The organism is Nostoc sp. ATCC 53789 (assembly GCF_009873495.1).
Taxonomy (GTDB): domain Bacteria; phylum Cyanobacteriota; class Cyanobacteriia; order Cyanobacteriales; family Nostocaceae; genus Nostoc; species Nostoc muscorum_A.
In genome coordinates, this window is sequence record NZ_CP046703.1 from 5567216 (window position 1) to 5590094 (window position 22879).

Genomic DNA, 22879 nt, shown 5'->3' on the forward strand with positions numbered 1-22879 from the left:
GTATTTAATTTGCACAACCAGGGCGGGCAAGATGCCTACCCCACAAGAGATTCATTTTTTTGAGGATGCAAATTAAAATATTTTTAGCTTACTCTAGTAGTGTCGTTTATTCAACAGCAAATTGCTGTAAATTATCGATTGTTGAAACGTTTATACAGGAAAACTTTAATCGTATCTGTCAATTCCCAAACGGACAAAACAATTCAAAGGTTGTATTTATTATTAAACAAACATAAAAAACAAGAGACTGAGCCAACTAAATTTATCAGGATTCTTAATTTTCAATTCCTCCCAAAGGTAGTTGACTTTAGTATTTTCAATTCTTAAAAGAGGTTTCGCCAATGACCAATTCAGATTTAGAGAGAGTCACGGTTCGCCCAACGGATGAGTATAACCAAAAGTTGGTATCTTACGTGCATCCGCAAAATTGGGTTAATCCTCAACCTGCCGATGTTTATGATTTGGTAGTAATTGGGGCTGGTACGGCGGGATTAGTGGTGGCGGCGGGGGCTGCGGGTCTAGATTTGGGTTTAAAAGTGGCCTTAATTGAAAAGCATCTTATGGGTGGAGATTGCTTAAATGTTGGTTGCGTACCATCTAAAACTATTATTCGGTCTGCCCGTGTAGTTGGCGAAATCTGGGATGCTAAAAACTTGGGAGTTAATATTCCCCAACATAATATAGATGTGGATTTTCCCAAAGTCATGGCAAGGATGCGGCGAATCAGGTCTGATATCAGCCCTAACGACTCGGCGGAGCGGTTTCAAAAGTTGGGTGTCGATGTCTTTTTGGGTAGCGGTCGATTTGCGAGTAAGAATACTGTGGAAGTTGGCGGTAAAACCCTGCGGTTTAAAAAAGCTGTAATTGCTACTGGCGCAAGAGCCGCACAACTGTCGATTCCGGGAATTGAAAAGGCGGGTTATCTAACGAATGAGACGGTTTTTTCCCTAATTCAACGGCCGGAACGTTTAGCGGTGATTGGTGGCGGCCCCATTGGTTGCGAATTGGCGCAAGCTTTCCGCCGCTTGGGTTCTGAGGTGGTACTTTTCCATAGCGGTTCTCATCTTTTGAATAAAGAAGACGCTGAAGCTGCTGAAGTTCTGCAAAAGGTTTTGATTAGGGAAGGAATTCGCGTAGTGTTGAATTCCAAATTAGAAGAAGTGGTAACTGTTACTGAGGGGAAACGACTTTACTTTTCCTCCAATGGTCATCGAGATTCGGTGACAGTAGATGAAATTTTAGTCGGTGCGGGGCGATCGCCAAATGTCGAAAATCTAAATTTAGAAGCTGTGGGTGTAGAATACGACAAGCGCCAAGGTGTAAAGGTAAATGATTACCTCCAGACGACGAATCCCAAAATTTATGCGGCTGGCGATATCTGCATGAACTGGAAGTTTACCCATGCTGCTGATGCCGCAGCGCGGATTGTAATTAAAAATACGCTGTTCTCCCCCTTTGGCTTAGGACGCTCGAAACTCAGTAGTTTGGTGATGCCGTGGGTAACTTATACTGACCCAGAAATTGCCCACGTGGGGATGTACGAACACGAGGCGCAGAAATTGGGTATTGAGGTGACGACAATCAAAATACCTTTTAGTAGTGTAGACCGAGCGATCGCAGATGGTGAAGAATCAGGATTTCTCAAAATCCATCATAAAAAGGGGTCTGATGAAATAATTGGTGCAACTATTGTCGCCAGTCACGCGGGTGAGATGATCTCAGAATTAACTACAGCAATGGTGAATAAGCTCGGTTTGAGTAAGTTAAGCAGTGTAATTCATCCTTATCCCACTCAAGCCGAAGCTATTAAAAAAGCAGCTGATGCTTACCGCCGCACACTCTTGACATCAAATACCAAAAAATTACTGGGATTTCTGACAAAGTTATCTTGACCAAAATCAGTGAACAGTCGAATAACTGTTCACTGATAATTGATACAGCAGTTTTCAAGTAAATGAGGTATGAAGTACAGGACTCAAAAAATCAGACATAAAAAGTTTACTTCCTTCTTTCTGCCTCCTGCCTCCTGCCGACGCTCGCGGACTCGCTAACGCTGCGCTATCCTGCCTCCTTCAAGTCATCTCTAAGCCAATACGGTTCAGTTAAGGCTAAAACTCTGTTACCAAAGTCATTTTTTTAACGAACCGCCAAGGCGCAGAGAACGCAGAGAGAAGAAAGAGATGCTTAACTGAACTGTATTGATCTCTAAGCAGGTCGGAAGCGATCAATTTCACCCCCGGTCAAGTTTGCGTAGTACAGATTACCATCTTTTCCAGTAGTGATTTGTGTAGGCACTCCTAGATTTGGCGTGTCTGCTGAGGAAGCAAACCGCTTAACAGAGACAAGTTTGCCTTGGCTATCGAATGTCAAAGCATCGATAGTTCCTTGACTGAAATCACCAACGAATAACGCACCTTGATAGATTGAGGGGAAAGTATTGCCTGTGTAAAAGTCACCCATAGTAATCGAATTGGAACTAAAATGCTTGTAAGTATAAACTGGTGCTGTAACAGTTTTGCCACTACTATAAAAGTCTTTTGCTGCATTTAGGGTTGCATATTTTGGTTGTTGCAGGCTGACAATGTTGCCTTTTGCATCAAGACCTCCTTCATAGAACGGCCAGCCAAAGTTAGCTCCTGGTTTTCCGACATTGACCTCTTCGTAAGTATCAAAGCCAACATCACCAATAACAGGGGTATTGGTCTTCTTATCAATTGTGAAACGGAAGGGGTTACGTAAACCTAAGTTATAAACCTTGGAACGATTGCTATTGGGATCGCCGTTGTAGAAAGGATTACTTGATAGACCTTGACCAGTAATCGCATCAATATGCAGGATCTTGCCGGACAGATTATCGATATCCTGAACGCGAATTGCTCGCGGATCTATCCCGTTGTAGGAAGTCCCGTCTCCTAAGCTCACAAACAGAGAACCATCGGTGCCAAAGCGCACAGCACCAACTGAGTGAGATTCACTATCGTTGGCTATAAAATTCTGGACATTTTGGACTTTATCAAGATTATTGAGATAATCCTGCAAGCTAGTAAACGGCTTACCAGTATCTTTGTTAATAATTCCTGATGGTGCGTAGCCAAGTGAGACATTTGTGCTATTTCCATCTGGACGGCTAATATTATCCCAAGTGGCATTAGTACCCAGTAGCACAAATTGGCTGCCGGCAATGGCAGTAGTGTAATTTGTTTTCGGGTCAGCTGTTACCCGAATTAGCTGTGCAGTCCGATTCCCATTCTGATCGGGATTGTCCAATGTGCTATTGGGATTGTTCTTTGGGTTGTTTGGATTAGTTTCTGGTGGATCGTAAGTATACAATAGGTAAACATAGTTATTGCCAGTTGGACTTTTGCCAAAATCTGGATGTACAGCAATGCCTAAAAGACCGCGATCGCGCGTGTCATTTACCTGTCCAGAAATATCGATAAATGGTGTTGCTAATAATTTGCCGTTGTCTAAGACTCGCACTACCCCATTTTTCTGAGCAATGAACATCTGCTTTTGGTCAGCTGTCCAGTCAAAAGCTGCGGGTTGATTCAAACCAGAAGCTACTGTATCTAAAGCAAACTTAGTAGAGTCATTATCAAGAATCGTGATAGTTGTTTGTTGATTAGTTAGTTGGACTCCAACTGCATTACTAAAGTTGAGAGTAAATGTTTCATTTGATTCCTCAACGTTGTCATTAATAATGGGGATAATAATGTTTTGCTGGCTTTGTCCTGCGATAAAACTCAAGGTTCCAGATTTACTTTGGTAGTCAGATCCAGCTTTAGCAGTTCCATCCACAGTTGTGTAGTTGACACTAGCAGCCCCGACAGTGTTACCCCGTGTAGCTGTCACTGTAGCTGTACCAGCACCCTCATTAATTACTGGCGCACTAAAATCGATGCCAGAGCGATCGTTATCTTGAATCGTAATTCCAAGAGTTCTTTGGAGCCCTAGTGTTGCTCCCCCTGGCTGATCGATAACAAAACTAAAGGTTTCATCTACTTCTATTAATGAATCGTCATTGATCGGAATTGATACTTGTCTGCTGCTTTCACCCGGCGCAAAAATAATTGTTCCAGCGCTTTCGGTACCATCACTTCCGTAGTCAACTCCTGCTGTGGCAGTACCAGCTATGGTTGCATACTTGATTGAAGATGTGCTGCTTAAATCACCACTCCTGAGCAAAGTTATGGTAGCATTAACAGCGCCTTCGTTTAGAGTTGTGGAAGATGATCCTAATGTGATTGTGGTCTGAAGAACTGGTGAATACAGTTGTGATTGAGGAATGATTTCTTTGGTCTGAGAAGCACTCGACCAAGCCAACTTGGAAACGGCATTGACGGTATTTTCGAAGTATTCAAGCTTAATATCATACTTCTGACCTGCAACTAGTGCGATCGAGCCGCTAAATTCAGTGGCAGATTGATTGACAAACTGATTGATGATTTGCTGACCATTCACCCAGAGTCGCACACCATCATCGCTAGTGGTATAGAAGTTGTAAGTCTCGCTGTACTTGGCTTGCACTTGACCTGTCCAACGTGCTGAGAAGGTATCTGGTGCAATGAACGATTCTGGAGAACCAAAACCCCAGTCAAAGTTCACTGTCGTATCTGTACGGGTTTGCTTCAGGTTGGTAAAGTCGATGTTGTCGTAGTACTCAGCTTTGAGTCCGTTGCCGTTGCCATTAGCACTTTGACTATAAAGTTGGGACTGAGGAATGATTTCTTTGGTTTGAGAAGCACTTGACCAAGCCAGTTTAGAAACGGCAGTGACTGTATTTTCGTAGTATTCAAGTTTAATATCGTACTTTTGACCTGCAATTAGTGCGATCGAGCCAGTGTTTTCTGTAGGTGATTGATCGACAAACTTATTAATAATTTCTTGACCATTGACCCACAGCCGCACACCATCATCGCTACTGGTGTAGAAGTTGTAAGTCTCACTGTACTTAGCTTGTACCTGACCTGTCCAACGTGCTGAGAAGGTATCTGGAGCAATGGTCGGATCTGGAGAACTAAGACCCCAGTCAAAGTTCACCGTCGCATCTATGCGGGTCTTCTTGAGGTTGGTTAAGTCGATGTTGTCGTAGTACTCTGCTGTGAGTCCGTTGCCATTACCACTAGGAGGTACGTTGCTCTGGCTATAAAGTTGGGACTGAGGAATGATTTCTTTGGTTTGAGAAGCACTCGACCAAGCCAGTTTAGAAACGGCAGTGACGGTATTTTCGAAGTATTCAAGCTTAATATCGTATTTCTGACCTGCAACTAGTGCGATCGAGCCAGTGTTTTCTGTAGGTGATTGATTGACAAACTTATTAATGATTTGCTGACCATTTACCCACAGCCGCACACCATCATCGCTAGTGGTATAGAAGTTGTAAGTCTCGCTGTACTTGGCTTCTACCTGACCTGTCCAACGTGCTGAGAAGGTATCTGGAGCAATAGACGAATCTGGAGAACTAAGACCCCAGTCAAAGTTCACTGTCGCATCTGTACGGGTTTGCTTCAGGTTGGTAAAGTCGATGTTGTCGTAGTACTCTGCTTTAAGTCCGTTGCCATTACCAATAACAGGTACGTTGCTCTGACTATAAAGTTGTGACTGAGGAATGATTTCTTTGGTCTGAGTAGCACTTGACCAAGCCAATTTGGAAACGGCAGTGACAGTATTTTCGAAGTATTCAAGCTTAATATCGTACTTCTGACCTGCAACCAGAGCGATTGAGCCAGTGTTTTCTGTCGGTGATTGATTGACAAACTTATTAATGATTTGCTGACCATTTACCCACAGCCGCACACCATCATCGCTAGTGGTATAGAAGTTGTAAGTCTCGCTGTACTTGGCTTCTACCTGACCTGTCCAACGTGCTGAGAAGGTATCTGGAGCAATAGACGAATCTGGAGAACTAAGACCCCAGTCAAAGTTCACCGTCGAATCTATGCGGGTTTTCTTCAGGTTGGTGAAGTCGATGTTGTCGTAGTACTCTGCTTTGAGTCCATCTCCCTGAGAAAGCAGACTGGCACTAGCTTGAGAAGAAATACTTGGCAGCAGCGTCTTATCAAGAGTTTGTAGAGATTTATTATCAATTACTGTTGGGTTAGAATTTTGATTCTGTAATTCATTCATTGAAATATATGCCTCACAATAATGCTAGAACTAATTCCATAATTAATGTTGTGGAACTAGTTTTATAATGGGTATTTCCAACAAAAAAGGCGTAACTATACTAGGTGTAAACATATTAATAAGATAACAGTAATTTCTCTTATGAATATATTTGTTGCATATAATATTTTCTCTTAATCGCTGATAGAAACTATATTTTTTATATATGCTTTTTCGCTCATATCCCTTTCTAATGGGCTGCCTATTTGTGTCAACCTCAAAATGAACGGCTATGACCTGATGTACCTTTCTATATATTCTTTAAAGATAGATTATATAGAAGAATTGGTGCTACAAGAAATACCAGATATTAATTAGCAAAAGGGTGCAATATAGCAATTCTATAGTGAAGCGGTAGCGAGTCAGACGCTCCTGCGTCGCTAACGCTGCGCTATCGAGCGTCTTTGATTTCTGAATCACTCGTAGAGGTAAGGGACTGGGGACTGGGAAGAAGGAATAAAGGTGTACTGAGTTTTGTTCAGAAATCAAATATGAGTCCTATAGTCCTTATAAATGGTTATTTTTTTTGACAAGCTTATGATTTTTGATTAAATTCACTTTGGCGAATTTAATTAAAAATTATAAGTAACCTCTCTTGAGAGCTTTTAATCTAACTGATAAGCAGTTACATAAAGTTGAAACAAAGCAAAACCCAAGATGTCAGATAAATGCTTAAGTAGTCGAAGATTATATTTTACATGAGTATGCTTAAGTACTGTCATTAGATTGATCAACTACACATTTGACACTATATGAGGGTGTTATGTCTATCTTTTTTATAGAACTTTATTTAAATATTCATATTGCTATATACCTTTTTAAAGGAATATAAAAGTTTTAATGATTTTTAAATAAAAATTGCCAATATAAGGAATTATGTCATGTTTTCTAGCCTCATATTTCTTAATGAAATGAAAATTATATAAAGAAAATTTTTAATATTTAAAGATTTAAAAAAGTAATATTTATTTATGCTTCATCTTGACTATTAATTCATATCTTTGTGATAAGAAAAAGGAGAGAGGCTTTGCAACCCAGTTGTTGTTTTCTCAACTTGTATGAAACCACCAGCCTTCTCGACGCGGTAAGGGGGAATTCAAAGCCTCTCGATCTTTTGCAAAGAGGAATGGAAGCGGGGTTTATACTATACTTAACGACTTTCCAAACATCCTCTTAAACTCAATAAAGTTAAGTTAAGGGCTACTGGCAAAAATTTTGGGTTTTTGAGATGCGCGATCAATCGCCGTCTCTACAAGTGTTTTGGCCTTATCTGAATTGTATTGCTCTTAAACTAGGGTGTAAGTGGGAATGTTCAAGCTGATTTGAGGACAACAACAAACCACCGAAGATATCTAGACCTTGGGTGGTAGTTTGCAGTCGGGGCCGACAACTATTTTCAGATGAATTTATTAGAAATTTCTCAGAAGCGGGTTGTATGGGTTGTTGGTTTTACTTATAACCAATACACCATTACAGGAACAATTATTAAGTCACAAGAGAAAATCTTAACAAAAGTGGTAAGACTGAGGGCGTTTGTCTCTTTGTTGACTGGTGCTAGTGGTAATGTGCGTGCCCAGTCTTCTTACAGTGGTGATTTGAGGGATGAACACAGATGAAATGCGATCGCTTGGCAGATTGCAGATAGTTGGCCACGAAACGATCGCTACTATCTAGGCTTACTTTCTGCAAAAGCGATTAGAAGTAGCGATCGCGGCATGTGCCTGGTAGCAATTTTTGTTTTAACTTCTATGTCCGGTTCAGCACTGCCGTTTCTATTTTACTACCTCCGTTGAGATCCGGCATTGATGTCAGCACCATTTCTTACTACAGAAGTTGATGTCGTAGGCATTTTGATTTATTTCAATTTGGCGCAGTTAACTTTAAAGTTACGAAAGGAGTCATTGGTCATTAATCAATAACAAATTACAAACGGCAAATGACTATTTTTTACAATTCTGATTCCGTCACTGGAGCAACAATTTCGCCAGTACCCAATTGCAGTATCATGTCTTGTTCAGTAATTAATCCACTGAGTTCTTTTACTTGTAAATTCATTTCTTCACAAGCTTGTCTGAGTTCTCGGGCAAATTTGTTGAGGTCTTGACCATAGCCACATTGATAAGCAGCAGTTTCAATTCCTTGCTTGGCATTTGCTCTAGCACAATCTACTAGTTCTGTGCCATATAGTGGTGTAGGAGATGCCATAGACGTAGTTGTTATCTCTAAATGTATGCTGCTGAATAGACTATCAATATTTCAATTTTTACTCATCCCTCTAATGGAAGACAATGAGGGTAGAGTTAGTAGTTAGAAGTTAATAAGTTATAATTTTGAACTCTGATAACTTTAGTTTTTGAATTTGGAATTAAACAAAAAATATAAAATTCCAAATTCTATGACTTCTAACTCCTAACTTTTTTCTTGAACATAATTCAGGAGTCAGAATGGGCTAAACCTTAACTATCCGCTAACAGAATTAATTCTGTACGAAAAAGCGGATAGCGTAGCGGTAGCGTTCGCGCAGCGTTCGCGCAGCGTCTCGTAGAGAGGAACGAGCGTCTTGATTCTGACTTCTGAATTCTTCTTCAATTACCCATTGACAACTTCGCCACCATTTACGTGCAGAACTTGTCCAGAGACATAAGAAGCATCATCAGATGCTAGATATACATAGCTGGGGGCAACTTCTTCTGGTTGTCCGGCTCGTTGCATTGGTACTTGTTTCCCAAAATTCTCAACTTTCTCTTCTGGGAAAGTTGAGGGAATTAAAGGTGTCCAAATTGGCCCTGGCGCGACAGCATTAACGCGAATTCCTTTTGACACCAAATTTTGTGATAAGGAGCGGGTAAAAGCAACGATCGCACCTTTTGTAGAAGAATAATCTAGCAGTTGTGGGCTACCTTTATAAGCTGTTACCGATGTGGTATTGATGATAGCACTGCCTGTTTGCAAATGCTTGAGTGCAGCTTTAGTCATAAAAAACATTGAGAAAATATTAGTGCGGAAAGTTCGCTCTAATTGTTCTTTAGTGATTTCTTCAATACTTTCTTTAGGATGTTGTTCGGCGGCGTTGTTGATGAGAATATCGAGTTTGCCAAACTCACCAACTGTTTGTTGGATAGCTTGCTGACAAAAAGTTTCATCGCCAATATCGCCTGCGATAGTTACTGCCCGACGACCTTGTTTTTCTACCAAATGTTTTGTTTCTTTGGCATCATCGTGTTCATTCAGATAAAGGATAGCCACATCTGCACCTTCTTTAGCAAATGCGATCGCTACAGCACGACCAATACCACTGTCTGCACCCGTAATCAATGCTACTTTATCTTGTAATTTGCCACTACCTCGATACTGGGCATCATCTGCTTTCGGTTTTGGTGTCATTTCTGATTCAACACCTGGTACTTCTTGCTGCTGTGGCGGCTGCAATGTTTTCTCTTTTTTGTCTTTTGATTTAGGCATAGGTTTTTTATTGGTAATTGAATATTGAATTGGGCATGTATTACCCCCACCTTTCTCATTAGCCATTTTCAAAAGCAAACCCTGGATCAAAAATTTAACCCAAGGTCTATTTTCTGTTTTGGCTCCTACTTGCTATTTACAATTTTTCGGGTATACATATCCCGAATTTGTAACCAAGGCATTTGTTTCTAGCAATTGTAGGCAGATGACGTTATTTATACTCAAACATAACTGACACTATTCACCTGACGGCAAAAACAAGTATAAAAACTATGATTCGATGAAATAGTTATCTCTTTCATCTGCTATTAAGTTAACTATTAAGTTGCTGTAATTTATCGCTCCATAGAGGTAAACTAAGCTAAAATTTGCTCAATCTTAAGACGGAAAATAAGTGGTTCTTCCGGTGCTTTTATGGTGGTTACTAAATTGTAGTAAATTTTATTAACTACATTTTAATGATATTTATCCTTAAAACATAGACTGTGTAAGCATTGTAGCAGTTTCACGTATACTGAAATAATCCAAATAGCATGATTTATACTATAACACAGTAAAAATTAAGGCTTTCACGCAGTGTGCCGTAGGTATCGCTATGAAATTTACTGTAGAGCAAATCCTGAATCTGCCCGATATGAAAGTATTAGATTTTCAAGAAATTGAAGGGGAAGAAATAATTATAACGATAGAAAAAAGCGTTAACTATTCGACTTGCCCATCTTGTGGGCAAAATACTCAGAGTATACATCAAAATCATTGGCGGATGATTCATGATTTATCTTGGAGTAAAAAGCCAGTACTCTTAAAAATAAATCGTCGCCAGTTCAAATGTCATAAATGTAAAAAAGTCTTTAGTGAGAAATTGGATTTTGTAGATAAAAGTAAAGGATATACAAAAAGATTAGCAACAGACATAGTACAACAAGTATTAAATAGTAATATTCATAGTGTTGCCGAAAGGAATGGATTGAGTGATGAAGAAGTAGAATCAATGTTAAAAAAGCAAGCTTCACAAATATTAAATATTAATCTAAGCCAGGTAAAAAAGTTAGGTATAGATGAAATAGCTTTAGTTAAAGGTCAAGGAAACTACTTAGCAGTATTAGTGGATTTAGATACTCATAAGCCAATTGAAATAGTGCAATCACGACGAATAGAAGATATCCGTGAAGTAATTGCTGGCTGGGGATTTGAAGTACTTAATCATGCTTGTTGAAGTGAGTATTGATCTCTGGTCGCCTTATAAAAGCTTAGTAGAAGATTTAATGCCAAATGCTAACATAACTGCTGACAGGTTTCATGTGATGAAACAAGTAAATGATGAATTAGATCGGATGCGTAAAACTGAGAAGAAAGCAGCAATGTCGTTAGAAGATAAATCCGAAAAATCTCGCCAACTAGAGGCATTAACTAAAAGCAAATATAGTTTAATTAAAAATGAAGATTCTTTAAACGAAAAGCAAAAATCAAAATTAAACTCCGTGTTATAGGTGTCGCCGACTCTGGCTAAAATGCACGCACTTAAAGAACAATTCCGCCAGATATTTGAAACCACTAAATCTTGGGGAGATAGCATAACACAATTATTAGATTGGATGTATGATGCACGTTCATACTTTCCGAAAAGTCTAGGGACAATGGTGAGATGGTTTGGGGAAATAGTCGGTTATTTTGATGGCAGAACTACCAGTGGTACTGTAGAAGGAATTAATAATAAACTCAAGTTAATTAAAAGACTTGGGTATGGCTTTCGGAATTTTAGCAATTTTCGATTACGCAGTTTATTAAACTGGCACTTTTCTATTAATTCTCCATAAAAGTAACGGATGAACCAAATAAGTTAAATAATAAAAATTATTCAATTAGTTAATCATGATTCTTCTAGCTCACTCAATAACCGTGCCATTTTCAATAAATGAAAATATAGATTTATACTTTTTCACTTTGTAGATGCACAACTACCTACCAGTTTGTCAAGTTTAAATTTATAGATATAGGAATCCACTTTGATTTTTTCGCGTAGCGTGGCGTAGCCATAGTTACTTGCGTATGCAGGCAAGAAGCAATAGGAAAGAAGACTTTCTAAATTGTACGGAGTTTTTTCACGTAATAAAATATGAATCCTAGGGACAATTTTAGATTAATGAGTTTAGTCCTTATTTTCTAAGTAATAAACTCATTACTAAAAACCTTTCAAAGTAGCTTGACATAATAGTATTATTATGCGTTCGAGCTTCATTAGTATTAATTTAAGCTGATATCTGCATAGCCACATTTTTGCAGGATAAAGTACTTGCTTACTAGTTACCAAACTAATAGGCCAAAAGCCTGCGTGGTGCGCTACATTGGGATTATTAGAGGGCAGGGGTTATGGCAATACTAAATATTTCCGAGTTAGAGCAGGCTGAAAAGTTTCGCCAATTACAATTAACCCTGCGCGATCGCTGGAAAACGATCGAGTCATTTGACAATAGTGAAGCGGATATTTTAATTATTCCCTCCCTGAGTCTTGACCAGCGCGAACTCCAAAAGATTGAAGGGTGCGAACATTATGAAGAAAGATTACTATTTTCTTTAATTCGGTTGCAGAATCCCCGGACTCGACTGGTTTATGTAACATCAGTACCACTGCATCCTAGTATCATTGATTATTATCTGCAACTTTTGCCAGGAATTCCCTTTTCTCATGCTCGCAATCGCTTGCTGCTACTTTCTACTTACGATTCTTCCCTTAAACCTCTTAGTCAAAAGATTTTAGAACGCCCCCGTCTACTAGAGCGGATTCATCAATCTTTGAGGCTAGATAAATCATTTATGATCTGCTACAACTCTTCGCACTGGGAAGGCGAATTGTCTTTAAAATTGGGTGTACCACTGTATGCTGCTGCACCAGATTTACAGATTTGGGGGACAAAAAGTGGCAGTCGGCAAATCTTCGCTGAAAGCGGAGTTCCGCATCCAGATGGTAGCGAAAAAATTTGGAACCACACAGATTTAGCAGAAGCTACCAGTGATTTGTGGGAAAGACAACCAACATTAAAACGGGTAGTGGTAAAACTCAACGAAGGCATTTCGGGAGAGGGAAATGCCTTGCTCGATCTGAGGCCAATTGAGAATTTAGCACCAGGTATTGGTACTCATGCTCAAAGGGTAGCAGCAATTAGCGATCGCTTCTCAACAATGCGTTTTCAAGCAAAACTTGAGACTTGGGATAATTTTTCGGGAAGAATCCCGGAATTAGGGGCAATTGCCGAAGCATTTGTAGAAGGGGAAATAAAGCGATCGCCCAGTGTCCAAGGACGGATCACACCCACTGGTAAAGTGGAAATCCTTTCAACTCACGACCAAATTCTCGGAGGCCCAGACGGTCAGATTTATCTTGGTTGTAGCTTCCCGGCTGATGAAAGCTATCGATTGCAATTACAACAATTAGGACTACAAGTTGGTAGAAAGCTAGCAGAGAAAGGTACTTTAGAGCGATTTGGCGTAGATTTTATCACCGTTGACAAGGGTAATGGTGAGTGGGATATTCAAGCGATCGAAATTAATCTGCGTAAAGGTGGCACAACTCATCCATTCATGACCCTGAAATTATTAACAAACGGTCGCTATGACCTTTCCACAGGCTTATTTTATAGTCAGCAAGGTCGTCCAAAATACTACATTGCTACTGATAATTTGCAAAAAGAGCGCTATCAGGGATTGTTACCTAATGATTTGATGGATATCATCGCTGAACATAGACTACACTTTGACACTGGTACAGAGACTGGCACAGTGTTTCATCTCATGGGTTGTCTTTCGCAGTTTGGCAAGTTAGGATTAACCAGCATCGGTGATTCTCCGCAACAAGCACAAGATATTTATAACAAAGTTGTCAAGTTTTTGGATGAAGAAACCCGCAGTGAAAATCATGATTTCTCGGCGTTTTCAGATTATTCTTTTCCTGTAGCTTGGGATGAACATAGGTAAGCTATTAGCTAATTAGTTCTGAATGCGATCGCTATTAGGTAAACTTTCCTGGTTGCTAGGTTCTTTACGAGATTGAGTATAAATATAGGCCACCAAGGCTAAAGTCAGCCCAATGGCCAACACTACTCCCAAGATTCGCAAAAAATTGGGAGTAATTTTCGTAGCTAGCTGCTCACTTAGCTTTGGTTGGTAAATAGTGTCATCTAGTGGTACTTGTCGTCTGCCTTGACTGGATGCAGACCGTGGTTGATACAATGTCACATCTGGCGGTACTTGTGGTCTATCTTGATTCGCTCCAGGTCGCGGTTGAAACAATGTCTTATCTGGTGGCACTTGTTGTCCGCCTTGATTAGCCCCAGGTCGCGGTTGAAATAATGTCTTATCTGGTGGCACTTGTTGTCCGCCTTGATTAGCCCCAGGTCGCGGTTGAAATAATGTCTTATCTGGCGGTACCTGTTGTCCGCCTTGATTAGCCCCAGGTCGCGGTTGAAATAATGTCTTATCTGGTGGTACCTGTTGTCTACCTTGATTAGCCCCAGGTCGCGGTTGAAACAATGTTTTATCTGGTGGCACTTGTTGTCCACCTTGATTAGCTCCAGGTCTTGGTTGATACAAGGTCACGTCCGGTTTTCTGGGGTTGGGATTATTCACAGGACTCTGTGGACTTTGCTCAACTGGGTTAAACTGCCTCGGAACTGTTTCGTGATTTGAACCTTGGTTGTATCCAGGCTGAAGGGGAGGAACTGTTTCCTCAGATTGGTTTTGCTCAATCGGGTTAAATTGTCTGGGAATAGTTTCGTGATTCGAACCCTGATTATATGCAGATGGAGGGCGGAGAACGGTGTCGTCGTTTGATTGTCTGGGAACAGTTTCGTGATTTGAACCCTGATTATATGCAGATGGAGGGCGGAGAACGGTGTCGTCGTTCGATTGTCTGGGAACAGTTTCGTGATTTGAACCCTGATTATATGCAGATGGGGGACGGTAAACGGTGTCGTCGTTTGATTGTCTGGGAACAGTTTCGTTGTTTGAACCCTGATTATAGGAGGGTTGTGATTGCCCGGTAGCTTTTTTGGGTAAATTAATAGTGTTTGTGACGGATTTGGCAGCAGCTTGCAAAGCAAGATTGAGTTCTTCTACTGTTGCAAATCGGTTAGCTGGGTTCTTGTGGAGGCATTTCATCACCACCGCTTCCAATTCTGTGGAATAATGCTCACAACCTGGCTGCGATCGCAGTGGCTTTGGTGGTTCATAGGCATGAGCTAATACCCAAGAAGCCTCGCTGACATGACTACCCTTAATGCTGATTCCAAAAGGATCGGCAGCACTCAGCATTTCATAAAGGATAATTCCTAAACTGTAAATATCACCCCTTGCATCCAGGTTTTTATCGCTTTGGATTTGCTCAGGAGGCGCATAACGAAATGTCCCAATAAAAGTACTGGTAATATTTGTAATATTGTGATTTTCTGAAGATTCACTCCGAATTTTGGCAACACCAAAATCCAAAACCTTCACCCACTCACCCAAATCTGTAGGTACTAAAAATATATTATCTGGTTTCAGGTCACGATGAATTACCTGAATATGTTCAGTACTTTTTCCGCCTTCCCGTTGGAGAGTAACCCCTTGATGGGCAAGCTGTAAACCTTTGCAAACTTGCGCCATAATTTTTACCGCCCGCTCAACAGATAGCCGCTTCTCGCGCAGCAGTAATTGTCTGAGCGTTTGCCCGCGTAAATATTCCATTACGTAAAATGGAAAGCCTTCTGGGGTGAATCCACAATCACTAATTTTAACTATGTGGTCACTTTGCAAAGCAGCACAAACTGCTACCTCACGCTCAAAACGCTTTCTCATTTCTTGTGATGCCACCAGCGTATCTTTGAGCAACTTCAATGCTACCTGTTGACCCACACGGGTGTCCGTTGCCAGGAAGACATCTCCCATGCCACCCCCGCCTAACCGTTTGTCTAAACGATATCGCTCGTTATCACCTACCAAGCGACCAATCCAAGAATTTGAAGGAGGTGGGGATTTCATCTGGGGGAACCCATTCTAGTAACTTTAAGGTTTTGACTTTAGCTCAGATATACTACTAGTATTACAAATATTTTGCTTACTTGGTAACTTAGATGAATATTAGTAATATATATTACTTAGCGTTTATCTGATTATACTCAGCTTAACATATTACTAACTTAAAATAATATTAGCAATTTGATAAAATGTTTAAAATTAAGCCCTAGGGTACTTTAAATTGGTTTCTAATGTGAAGTTGACGCGAATTATACGAGGTCTTTAGCTTCATTAGTGCTGATACTTCGTATGCCATGCGGATAGTCTCTGTTACAGAATATTTAAAGTTTTGCAAAATATATTCTGTCAATGTACTCTGGCGTACATGATTAAGATGTGCTATTGCCATGAGGAACGAGGATGAGTAATGTACTCTCTATAGCCGCCGTGACAGCAGTACTAAAAGTCTTGCTGGAAAATGGCTTAGTCAGCGATCCGATCGCTGCGAGTGTTGGTGATGTGATTGTAACTGCCCTACCGCCCGATCGAATTTCAGTTGAAGCTGACGAGCGGGCTCAAATCAACCTGTTTCTTTATCAAGTAACACAGAACCGCAATGTCGATTGGGTATCTCAGGAATTTCGCAGCAGGCATTCACGTATAAATGGAAACACATCCTCTCAAAGCCCGCCACTAGCTCTTGATCTCCATTACTTACTAACAGCGTATGGAGCTAAGGATTTTCAGGCGGAGCTTTTATTGGGCTATGCAATGCATTTATTACACAAAACACCAGCCATCACATCGGATATTATTGAGAATACTCTGATAAATGCCTCTACAACCAATACCTCAAGCGCTTTTTCGCAAGCTGTAGCAAGTGTATCTGTACCTGATTTAGCTGAACAAATTGGTCAGATTAAACTGACTCCAGAGTTTTTTAACATGGAAGAAACTTCTAAATTATGGTCTGCGTTACAAACACACTATCGACCTTCAGCTACCTATCTGGCATCAATGGTATTGATTGAGAGTAGCAAACCTGAAAATTCTGAAGTCTACATAATGCCCTTGTCTCAACCGACTATAGAGCAAGTTATGGCTTCGGCAAAGACGGAGCAAACGATTGTTACGGGCACAACATTAGTAATTCGTGGTAAACGTTTACGCGGTGAGATTACCCGAATCCGTTTGAGTCATCGGGAGACTTTATTAGTACCTCATGATGTTAAAGAAACACAAATTAGCCTGTTAATCCCATCAGATTTATACGCAAGTGTGCAGACTATCCAAGTTGTACATCTAACAATGGGCAATGCAGGACAAACAGATTATCTATTTGAATCAAACGTTGCAGCTTTTGTCATCCATCCAACAATTACGGCATTTGTCGCTCAAGTGGAAAATAGCGGTGAAAATTTACGCACAGCAGAAATTACCGTTAAATTCCAGCCCAAAGTTGGTAAGGCACAGCGAGTAGTTTTGCTACTCAATGAAGTATCAGTTAATAGTCCGGTAGCTTACTCTTTCTTGGTTGCACCACGCACTGAAGACACCGATGCAATTACTATTCCTGTCAAAAATGTAAAACCAGGGACTTATATTGTTCGGGTGCAAGTAGATGGGGCAGAAAGTCCACTGCACAAGAAGAATCAGTCTGGAGCTTATGATTCGCCACAGGTGACAATCTTATGAATGCTACAACAAATCACAATTGGGATGAGGCAAACTACCGCTATCTATCAGCAGCCCTTGCCGTAGTGCGTGGGATTTTAGAAAATCACACAGCAAAAGAGCAAAATGAATCTGTAGAGAAAAATCAAGAGAATTTACAGCAAGCTTTACAGGAAGCGGCGGCTGCAATGCCTGCGCCATCGGCATTGGAGAGAGTATGCAAAATATTTAGCCTCTCATCCTTTGAACGTGATTTGTTGTTGTTGTGTGCAGGTATGGAGTTGAATGGAGATTTTGCTAAATTGTGTGCCATAACACACGGAGATTTACAACGAGCTTACCCAACTTTAAGTTTAGGTTTGTCCGCTTTACCTAACGTCCACTGGGATGCGATCGCTCCAAATGCTCCCTTACGTCATTGGCGGTTAATTCAAATTGGTGATGGTCATGCCTTGACTCTCAGTCCCGTCAGAATTGACGAACGAATTTTACATTATCTCACGGGCATTCAATATCTTGACGAACGATTAGCTGGCATCATTGAACCATTACCAGAGGTTAGCGATCTAGTCCCCTCGCACCAAGATTTAGCAGAGCGAGTTGCAGCAGTTTGGTCGCAAGCTGACAAAATTAATAGCTTACCAATCGTGCAGCTATGTAGTAGCGAAACAACTAGCAAACGCGCCATTGCCGCGGCCATTTGTCAACTCCAGGGTTTAAGTTTGTGGGTAATGCCTGCACAACTGATTCCCTTAGTACCTAGTGAGTTAGATAATCTCATCCGCCTATGGACTCGTGAGACGATTTTAAGTAAGTGTGCGTTACTCATAGACTGCAACGAACTAGATAATAATGATATGGCGCGGCTGAATGCGATCGCTCGTTTCATCGAACGCACCAAGGGCTTTTTAATAGTTACGAGTCGAGAACGGATTGGACTAGGACAACGCCTGGTAGTTAATTTTGACGTACATCAACCAACTAGCAAAGAACAAGGTACAGTTTGGCAAGATGCCCTAGGTTCAATGGCATCACAAATGAACGGGCAAGTTAAAACCCTAGTGGATCAGTTTAACCTAAGTGCCGCAACCATCCGGGCTGCTTGTGCAGAAGCCGCAGGACAGTTAGCACAAAAACCAGACAACGATATCACGAGCATTTTATGGGATGCCTGCCGTGTGCAAGCACGTCCGCGTTTGGATGAACTCGCCCAACGGATTGAGCCATCTGGTGATTGGGAAGATTTGGTATTGCCAGAGGCACAGAAACAAGTTCTCCGAGAAATTGCGGCTCATGTGCGTCAACGCAGTACTGTATATAACAATTGGGGTTTTGGTGGCAAGAGTGCTAGAGGATTGGGAATTAGTGCTTTATTCGCAGGTGCTAGCGGCACTGGTAAAACCTTGGGGGCAGAAGTACTCGCCCAGAAATTGCGCCTCGACCTTTATCGGATTGATCTATCATCGGTAGTTAGCAAATATATTGGCGAAACAGAAAAGAATTTGCGCCGGGTATTTGATGCTGCTGAACAAGGCGGGGTGATTTTGTTATTTGATGAAGCTGATGCTTTATTTGGCAAACGTAGTGAAGTTAAAGATGCCCGCGATCGCTATGCCAATATTGAAGTTAGCTATCTGTTGCAACGGATGGAAAGCTACCCAGGTTTAGCAGTCTTAACAACAAACCTGAAAAGTGCAATTGATACAGCCTTTTTGCGCCGGATTCGCTTCGTGGTGCAATTCCCCTTCCCCGATACAACACAACGAGCCGAGATTTGGCGGCGCGTCTTTCCCGCCGACACCCCAACCGCAGACTTAGATGCTCTGCAACTAGCACGGCTAAATGTCGCTGGGGGTAATATCCGTAACATAGCCTTAAATGCAGCTTTCCTCGCCGCCGATGCCGGGGAAGCAGTGCAGATGAAACACGTATTACGGGCTGCTCAGACGGAATATAGCAAGTTAGAGAAACCTTTAACTGATGCGGAAGTTGGGGGGTGGATGTGAAGGGGCAGGAGGCAGGGGGCAGGCAGGGCCGTTTCATTCCCTAAAAGGCTCTGATTTACAAGCGTTTCAGGAAAAAAAGTCAGGTGACTAAAAAATCTGATTGGGCAAGAAAATCGCGATCACACTGAAATTTAGTCGTTGAGGTGGTAGCTTTTCGATTAGCAAATCAAGCAAATTTCTGACTCCTACTCTTGACAAAATCTCTAAGAGATCGAATGAAACAGCCCTGCAGGGGGCAGGGGGCAGGAGTTAATTTTAGAAGTTGCCAAATCATTTTGCAAATATGCAACGCCATATTTGATATGATCCCTGATTCGTGGGTTTTGTAACTCACCTAAGTGAAGAGTTTTAGCCAGCGTGATTGGTTCACGTTAGAACAACTTGAAGGGGTGCTTGCCAATCTAAATGCAACTGGGAGTGAGCATTACCGCTATTAATGGCAATTTCTACCCAGCCGTGACTGCCAACTAAAGCTAGTATCTCTCCCACGTTGACATCACTGTAAGCTTTACAACTTGGTATATTCAGCCCAGCAGCTTGCACATACCAAGTTTTGCCTTGTACGTAACTCGCTGGAATATTGCTCACTAGGTTGCCAAAGTGATCAATATATTGAATGCAACCCACTACACCATTGCTTATCTGCTTGCACTCGGCTATATCTAGTTTGACTAAACTTGCTGGATCAATTTCTTGTCCTAGCTGTTTGAGGGAAACACCACTAGCAAGACTAGCTGCTACTGGTGCAAAAATATCTCTACCGTGAAAAGTGTTGCTTGGTTGAGGAGTTCGCCAATAGTTAAGATTTGTAAGTTCGACGGCTGCGTAGGCGTAGCCCGTCGTAGACATCGCCAGAATTTGACTAAGTACGCCGCTAAAGATACCATTATCTGGGCCGACTAGAAACCCTTGAGCAAATTCTACTGCGATCGCTCGTCGCTTGCTTCCCACACCCGGATCTACTACTGCCAGATGCACTGTCCCAACGGGAAAATAGGGATAAGCATTCATCAGGCAAAATCTAGCTGCGGCGATGTCTTGCGGTGGAATTTGGTGCGTTAAGTCTATCACCCTCAGCCTGGGATTGGCTTGGGCTATGACTCCCTTCATTACGCCTACATAAATATCGCGATCGCCAAAATCGCTTAGAAAAGTCATGAGTCGTTGTTGATCTATCTGCTTTTCAGACATATTTTTGTTAAAATCTACATTAAGTTATAAAATTCTGTAGCAACAGCTACAAAATATGTGCTATGTTATGAATAGAAGACATAAAGTGAAAAATTAAAGAAGGTAATCACTATGAATCAAAATAGACTACAAAGTGGCAGGAAAGCACAAGAAGCTCACAGAGAGAATATTCAAAAAAGCCTAGAGCATCGCTTGCAAGTAGCCAGAGCAAAGGGCGACGAACAACTGATTCGTCAACTTGAAGCTGAAATGAGATATTCCAGCTAAATCAAGTTTTCATTGTTCTTAGTTTGTTGTGTAACCCGCTGTAGCGGGTTTTTTTTGTTTTTAGAGGGTTTGCTTTCTATGGTAATTGCGCTCTTAAAGCAATACGCCTTGCAAATTCACTCCTAAAATCTCTGGTTTCCTCTCTGCGCTCTCTGTGGCTCTGCGGTTTAAAAGTGATTTATTGAACCACAGAGGCGCAGAGAACACAGAGAGAAGAGGAATTATTGTCCGAAAATTTTACCCACCTTGAAAAGGCTAGTGGGCATTGCCCACCTTAATTAGACAATTATTTAGTTCACTAAGACTTTGGTTTATAAGTCGAAGCAACGTGCAATTCTTTCAACTGTTTAGCATCTACACTTGAAGGTGCATCTGTTAACAAACAACGCGCTTGTTGTGTCTTCGGAAAAGCAATAACATCTCGAATGGATTCTTCCCCAGCTAGCAACATTACCAAACGATCTAAACCGTAGGCGATGCCACCATGCGGCGGTGTACCATATTCAAATGCTTCTAAGAGAAAGCCAAATTTACTTTGTGCTTCTTCTGGAGATAAACCAATCGCTTCAAACACCTGCTGTTGAATTTCTCGCTGATAAATCCGTAGACTTCCGCCGCCAACTTCTACGCCGTTGAGTACCAAGTCGTAAGCTTGGGCGCGTGCGGTTTTTAAGTCGCTCAAATCATCAGGATGGGGTGCTGTAAACGGGTGGTGCAATGCTTCTAGACGCTTTTCGTCAGCATTCCACTCGAACATCGGGAAATCTGTAATCCAGAGTAAGTTGATTTTTTCTGGATCGATTAAGTTAAATTCTTTAGCGATCGCTTGTCGTAATCTATCTAAAGTTTTATTAACTGTAGCAGCATCACCAGCCCCAAACAGCAGCAAGTGTCCAGCTTTAGCACCTGTGCGGCGTAAAATTTCTTGTTTTTGTTCTTCAGTAAGGTTATCTTTAATCGCGCCAATGGTGTCAATTTCGCCATCATCCCTGACACGGATATAAGCTAAACCTTTAGCACCGGCTTCGCTGGCTTCTTTAAATAAATCGCCACCTGGTTTAATACGGACATTAGAAATTACATCGTTACCGTTAGGAATGGGGAGGATTTTGACGATACCACCATTAGTAACAGTGTCCCGAAAGACTTTGAAACCAGAGTCTTTGACAATATCTGAGACATCAACTAATTCCAAACCATAGCGGGTATCTGGTTTATCACTACCGTAACGTTCCATCCCCTCAGCGTAAGTTAGACGAGGGAAAGGACGCTGTAACTCAATGCCTTTAACTGTTTTGAAAATATGACAAACTAAGTTCTCGTTTAGTTCGATAATTTCTTCTTGGGACATGAAGCTCATTTCCATGTCCAACTGGGTAAATTCTGGTTGTCTGTCGGCGCGCAAATCTTCGTCACGAAAGCAACGGGCAATCTGATAATATCTATCCAAGCCGGATACCATCAGCAATTGTTTAAATAGCTGGGGTGATTGTGGCAAAGCATACCACTCACCAGGATTGACGCGACTGGGTAGAACATAATCCCGCGCCCCTTCTGGGGTAGAACGGGTAAGTATTGGGGTTTCGACTTCGATAAAACCTTCCAAATCTTCCAGATAACGACGCATGGCTTTGACAATTTGATGACGCAGTTGCAAATTTTGCGCCATGCGTTCGCGTCGCAAATCCAAATAACGATATTTCAGCCGCAAATCTTCCCGCACTGTCTCGGTGTCAGCTACGGAAACTTGGAAAGGCAACTGTTTGCGGACAGCATTGAGGAGTTCAATTTTATCAGCGTAGATTTCTACCTCGCCTGTGGGGATGCGGGTATTCAGCGATTCTTCGGGACGTTGTGTTACCCTACCAGTGATTGCGACAACATATTCATTTCGCAGGGCGTTCGCATGTTCGTAGGAATCTGGGGTGCGTTGCGGATCGCTGACGATTTGGACAATTCCAGTGCGATCGCGTAAATCTAAAAATATCACACCACCGTGATCGCGGCGACGGTCTACCCATCCGTAAAAGGTAACTGTTTCTCCAATATGTTCTTTTCGGAGTTCGCCGCAATAGTGAGTTCGCATAAGTCTTAGTTATTGTTTCCGGGCTAGATTGGGAAGA

At 41.5% G+C, this 22879-nt stretch carries 11 protein-coding genes and 2 pseudogenes; 7 read left to right on the forward strand and 6 right to left on the reverse strand.

The window, feature by feature from the left end:
- The first annotated feature begins 341 nt into the window (after window positions 1-341).
- On the forward strand, window positions 342-1892 hold the full coding sequence (locus GJB62_RS23100; RefSeq protein ID WP_114081621.1) for a mercuric reductase: 1551 nt from the start codon (window positions 342-344) through the stop codon (window positions 1890-1892).
- 313 nt (window positions 1893-2205) lie between these two features.
- Here GJB62_RS23100 and GJB62_RS23105 read toward each other — a convergent pair whose 3' ends face one another.
- Window positions 2206-6126, reverse strand: a complete 3921-nt coding sequence (locus tag GJB62_RS23105; protein WP_114081620.1) for a PA14 domain-containing protein — start codon at window positions 6124-6126, stop codon at window positions 2206-2208.
- A gap of 1368 nt (window positions 6127-7494) precedes the next feature.
- Here GJB62_RS23105 and GJB62_RS37580 point away from each other — a divergent pair.
- Window positions 7495-8084: pseudogene (locus tag GJB62_RS37580) on the forward strand (magnesium transporter); the annotation flags it as partial.
- Window positions 8085-8112: 28 nt separating this feature from the next.
- On the opposite strand, the gene GJB62_RS23115 reads toward GJB62_RS37580, so the two are convergent.
- Together GJB62_RS23115 and GJB62_RS23120 are read right to left on the reverse strand one after the other, a co-directional pair.
- A complete protein-coding gene (locus GJB62_RS23115; RefSeq protein ID WP_012409850.1) occupies window positions 8113-8370 on the reverse strand; it encodes a hypothetical protein in 258 nt (85 codons plus the stop codon).
- Between the two features lie 384 nt (window positions 8371-8754).
- Window positions 8755-9627, reverse strand: a complete 873-nt coding sequence (locus GJB62_RS23120) for an SDR family oxidoreductase (RefSeq protein WP_114081700.1) — start codon at window positions 9625-9627, stop codon at window positions 8755-8757.
- Between the two features lie 595 nt (window positions 9628-10222).
- On the opposite strand from GJB62_RS23120, the pseudogene GJB62_RS23125 reads away from it, so the two are divergent.
- Window positions 10223-11444: pseudogene (locus GJB62_RS23125) on the forward strand (ISL3 family transposase).
- A gap of 553 nt (window positions 11445-11997) precedes the next feature.
- Entirely contained in the window at window positions 11998-13599 is a 1602-nt protein-coding gene (locus GJB62_RS23130; protein WP_114082275.1) for a peptide ligase PGM1-related protein, read from the forward strand.
- A 12-nt stretch (window positions 13600-13611) separates the two neighbouring features.
- On the opposite strand, the gene GJB62_RS23135 is transcribed toward GJB62_RS23130, so the two are convergent.
- On the reverse strand, window positions 13612-15642 hold the full coding sequence (locus tag GJB62_RS23135; protein WP_114082274.1) for a protein kinase: 2031 nt from the start codon (window positions 15640-15642) through the stop codon (window positions 13612-13614).
- Between the two features lie 396 nt (window positions 15643-16038).
- Here GJB62_RS23135 and GJB62_RS23140 point away from each other — a divergent pair, with 396 nt between their 5' ends.
- Window positions 16039-17313, forward strand: coding sequence for a DUF4255 domain-containing protein (locus GJB62_RS23140; protein ID WP_114082273.1), 1275 nt, complete (start codon window positions 16039-16041; stop codon window positions 17311-17313).
- A complete protein-coding gene (locus GJB62_RS23145) occupies window positions 17310-19298 on the forward strand; it encodes an ATP-binding protein (protein WP_114082272.1) in 1989 nt (662 codons plus the stop codon). Before GJB62_RS23140 ends, GJB62_RS23145 begins: the two co-directional genes overlap by 4 nt.
- A 366-nt stretch (window positions 19299-19664) precedes the next feature.
- Here GJB62_RS23145 and GJB62_RS23150 read toward each other — a convergent pair whose 3' ends face one another.
- Window positions 19665-20489 (reverse strand): SAM-dependent chlorinase/fluorinase, encoded by an 825-nt coding sequence (locus GJB62_RS23150; RefSeq protein WP_114082271.1) that lies wholly within the window; start codon window positions 20487-20489, stop codon window positions 19665-19667.
- 111 nt (window positions 20490-20600) lie between these two features.
- Here GJB62_RS23150 and GJB62_RS36745 point away from each other — a divergent pair, with 111 nt between their 5' ends.
- Window positions 20601-20756, forward strand: a complete 156-nt coding sequence (locus GJB62_RS36745; RefSeq protein WP_167755997.1) for a hypothetical protein — start codon at window positions 20601-20603, stop codon at window positions 20754-20756.
- A 298-nt stretch (window positions 20757-21054) separates the two neighbouring features.
- On the opposite strand, the gene aspS is transcribed toward GJB62_RS36745, so the two are convergent.
- Window positions 21055-22842, reverse strand: a complete 1788-nt coding sequence (gene aspS, locus GJB62_RS23155; protein WP_114082270.1) for an aspartate--tRNA ligase — start codon at window positions 22840-22842, stop codon at window positions 21055-21057.
- Window positions 22843-22879 lie beyond the last annotated feature (37 nt).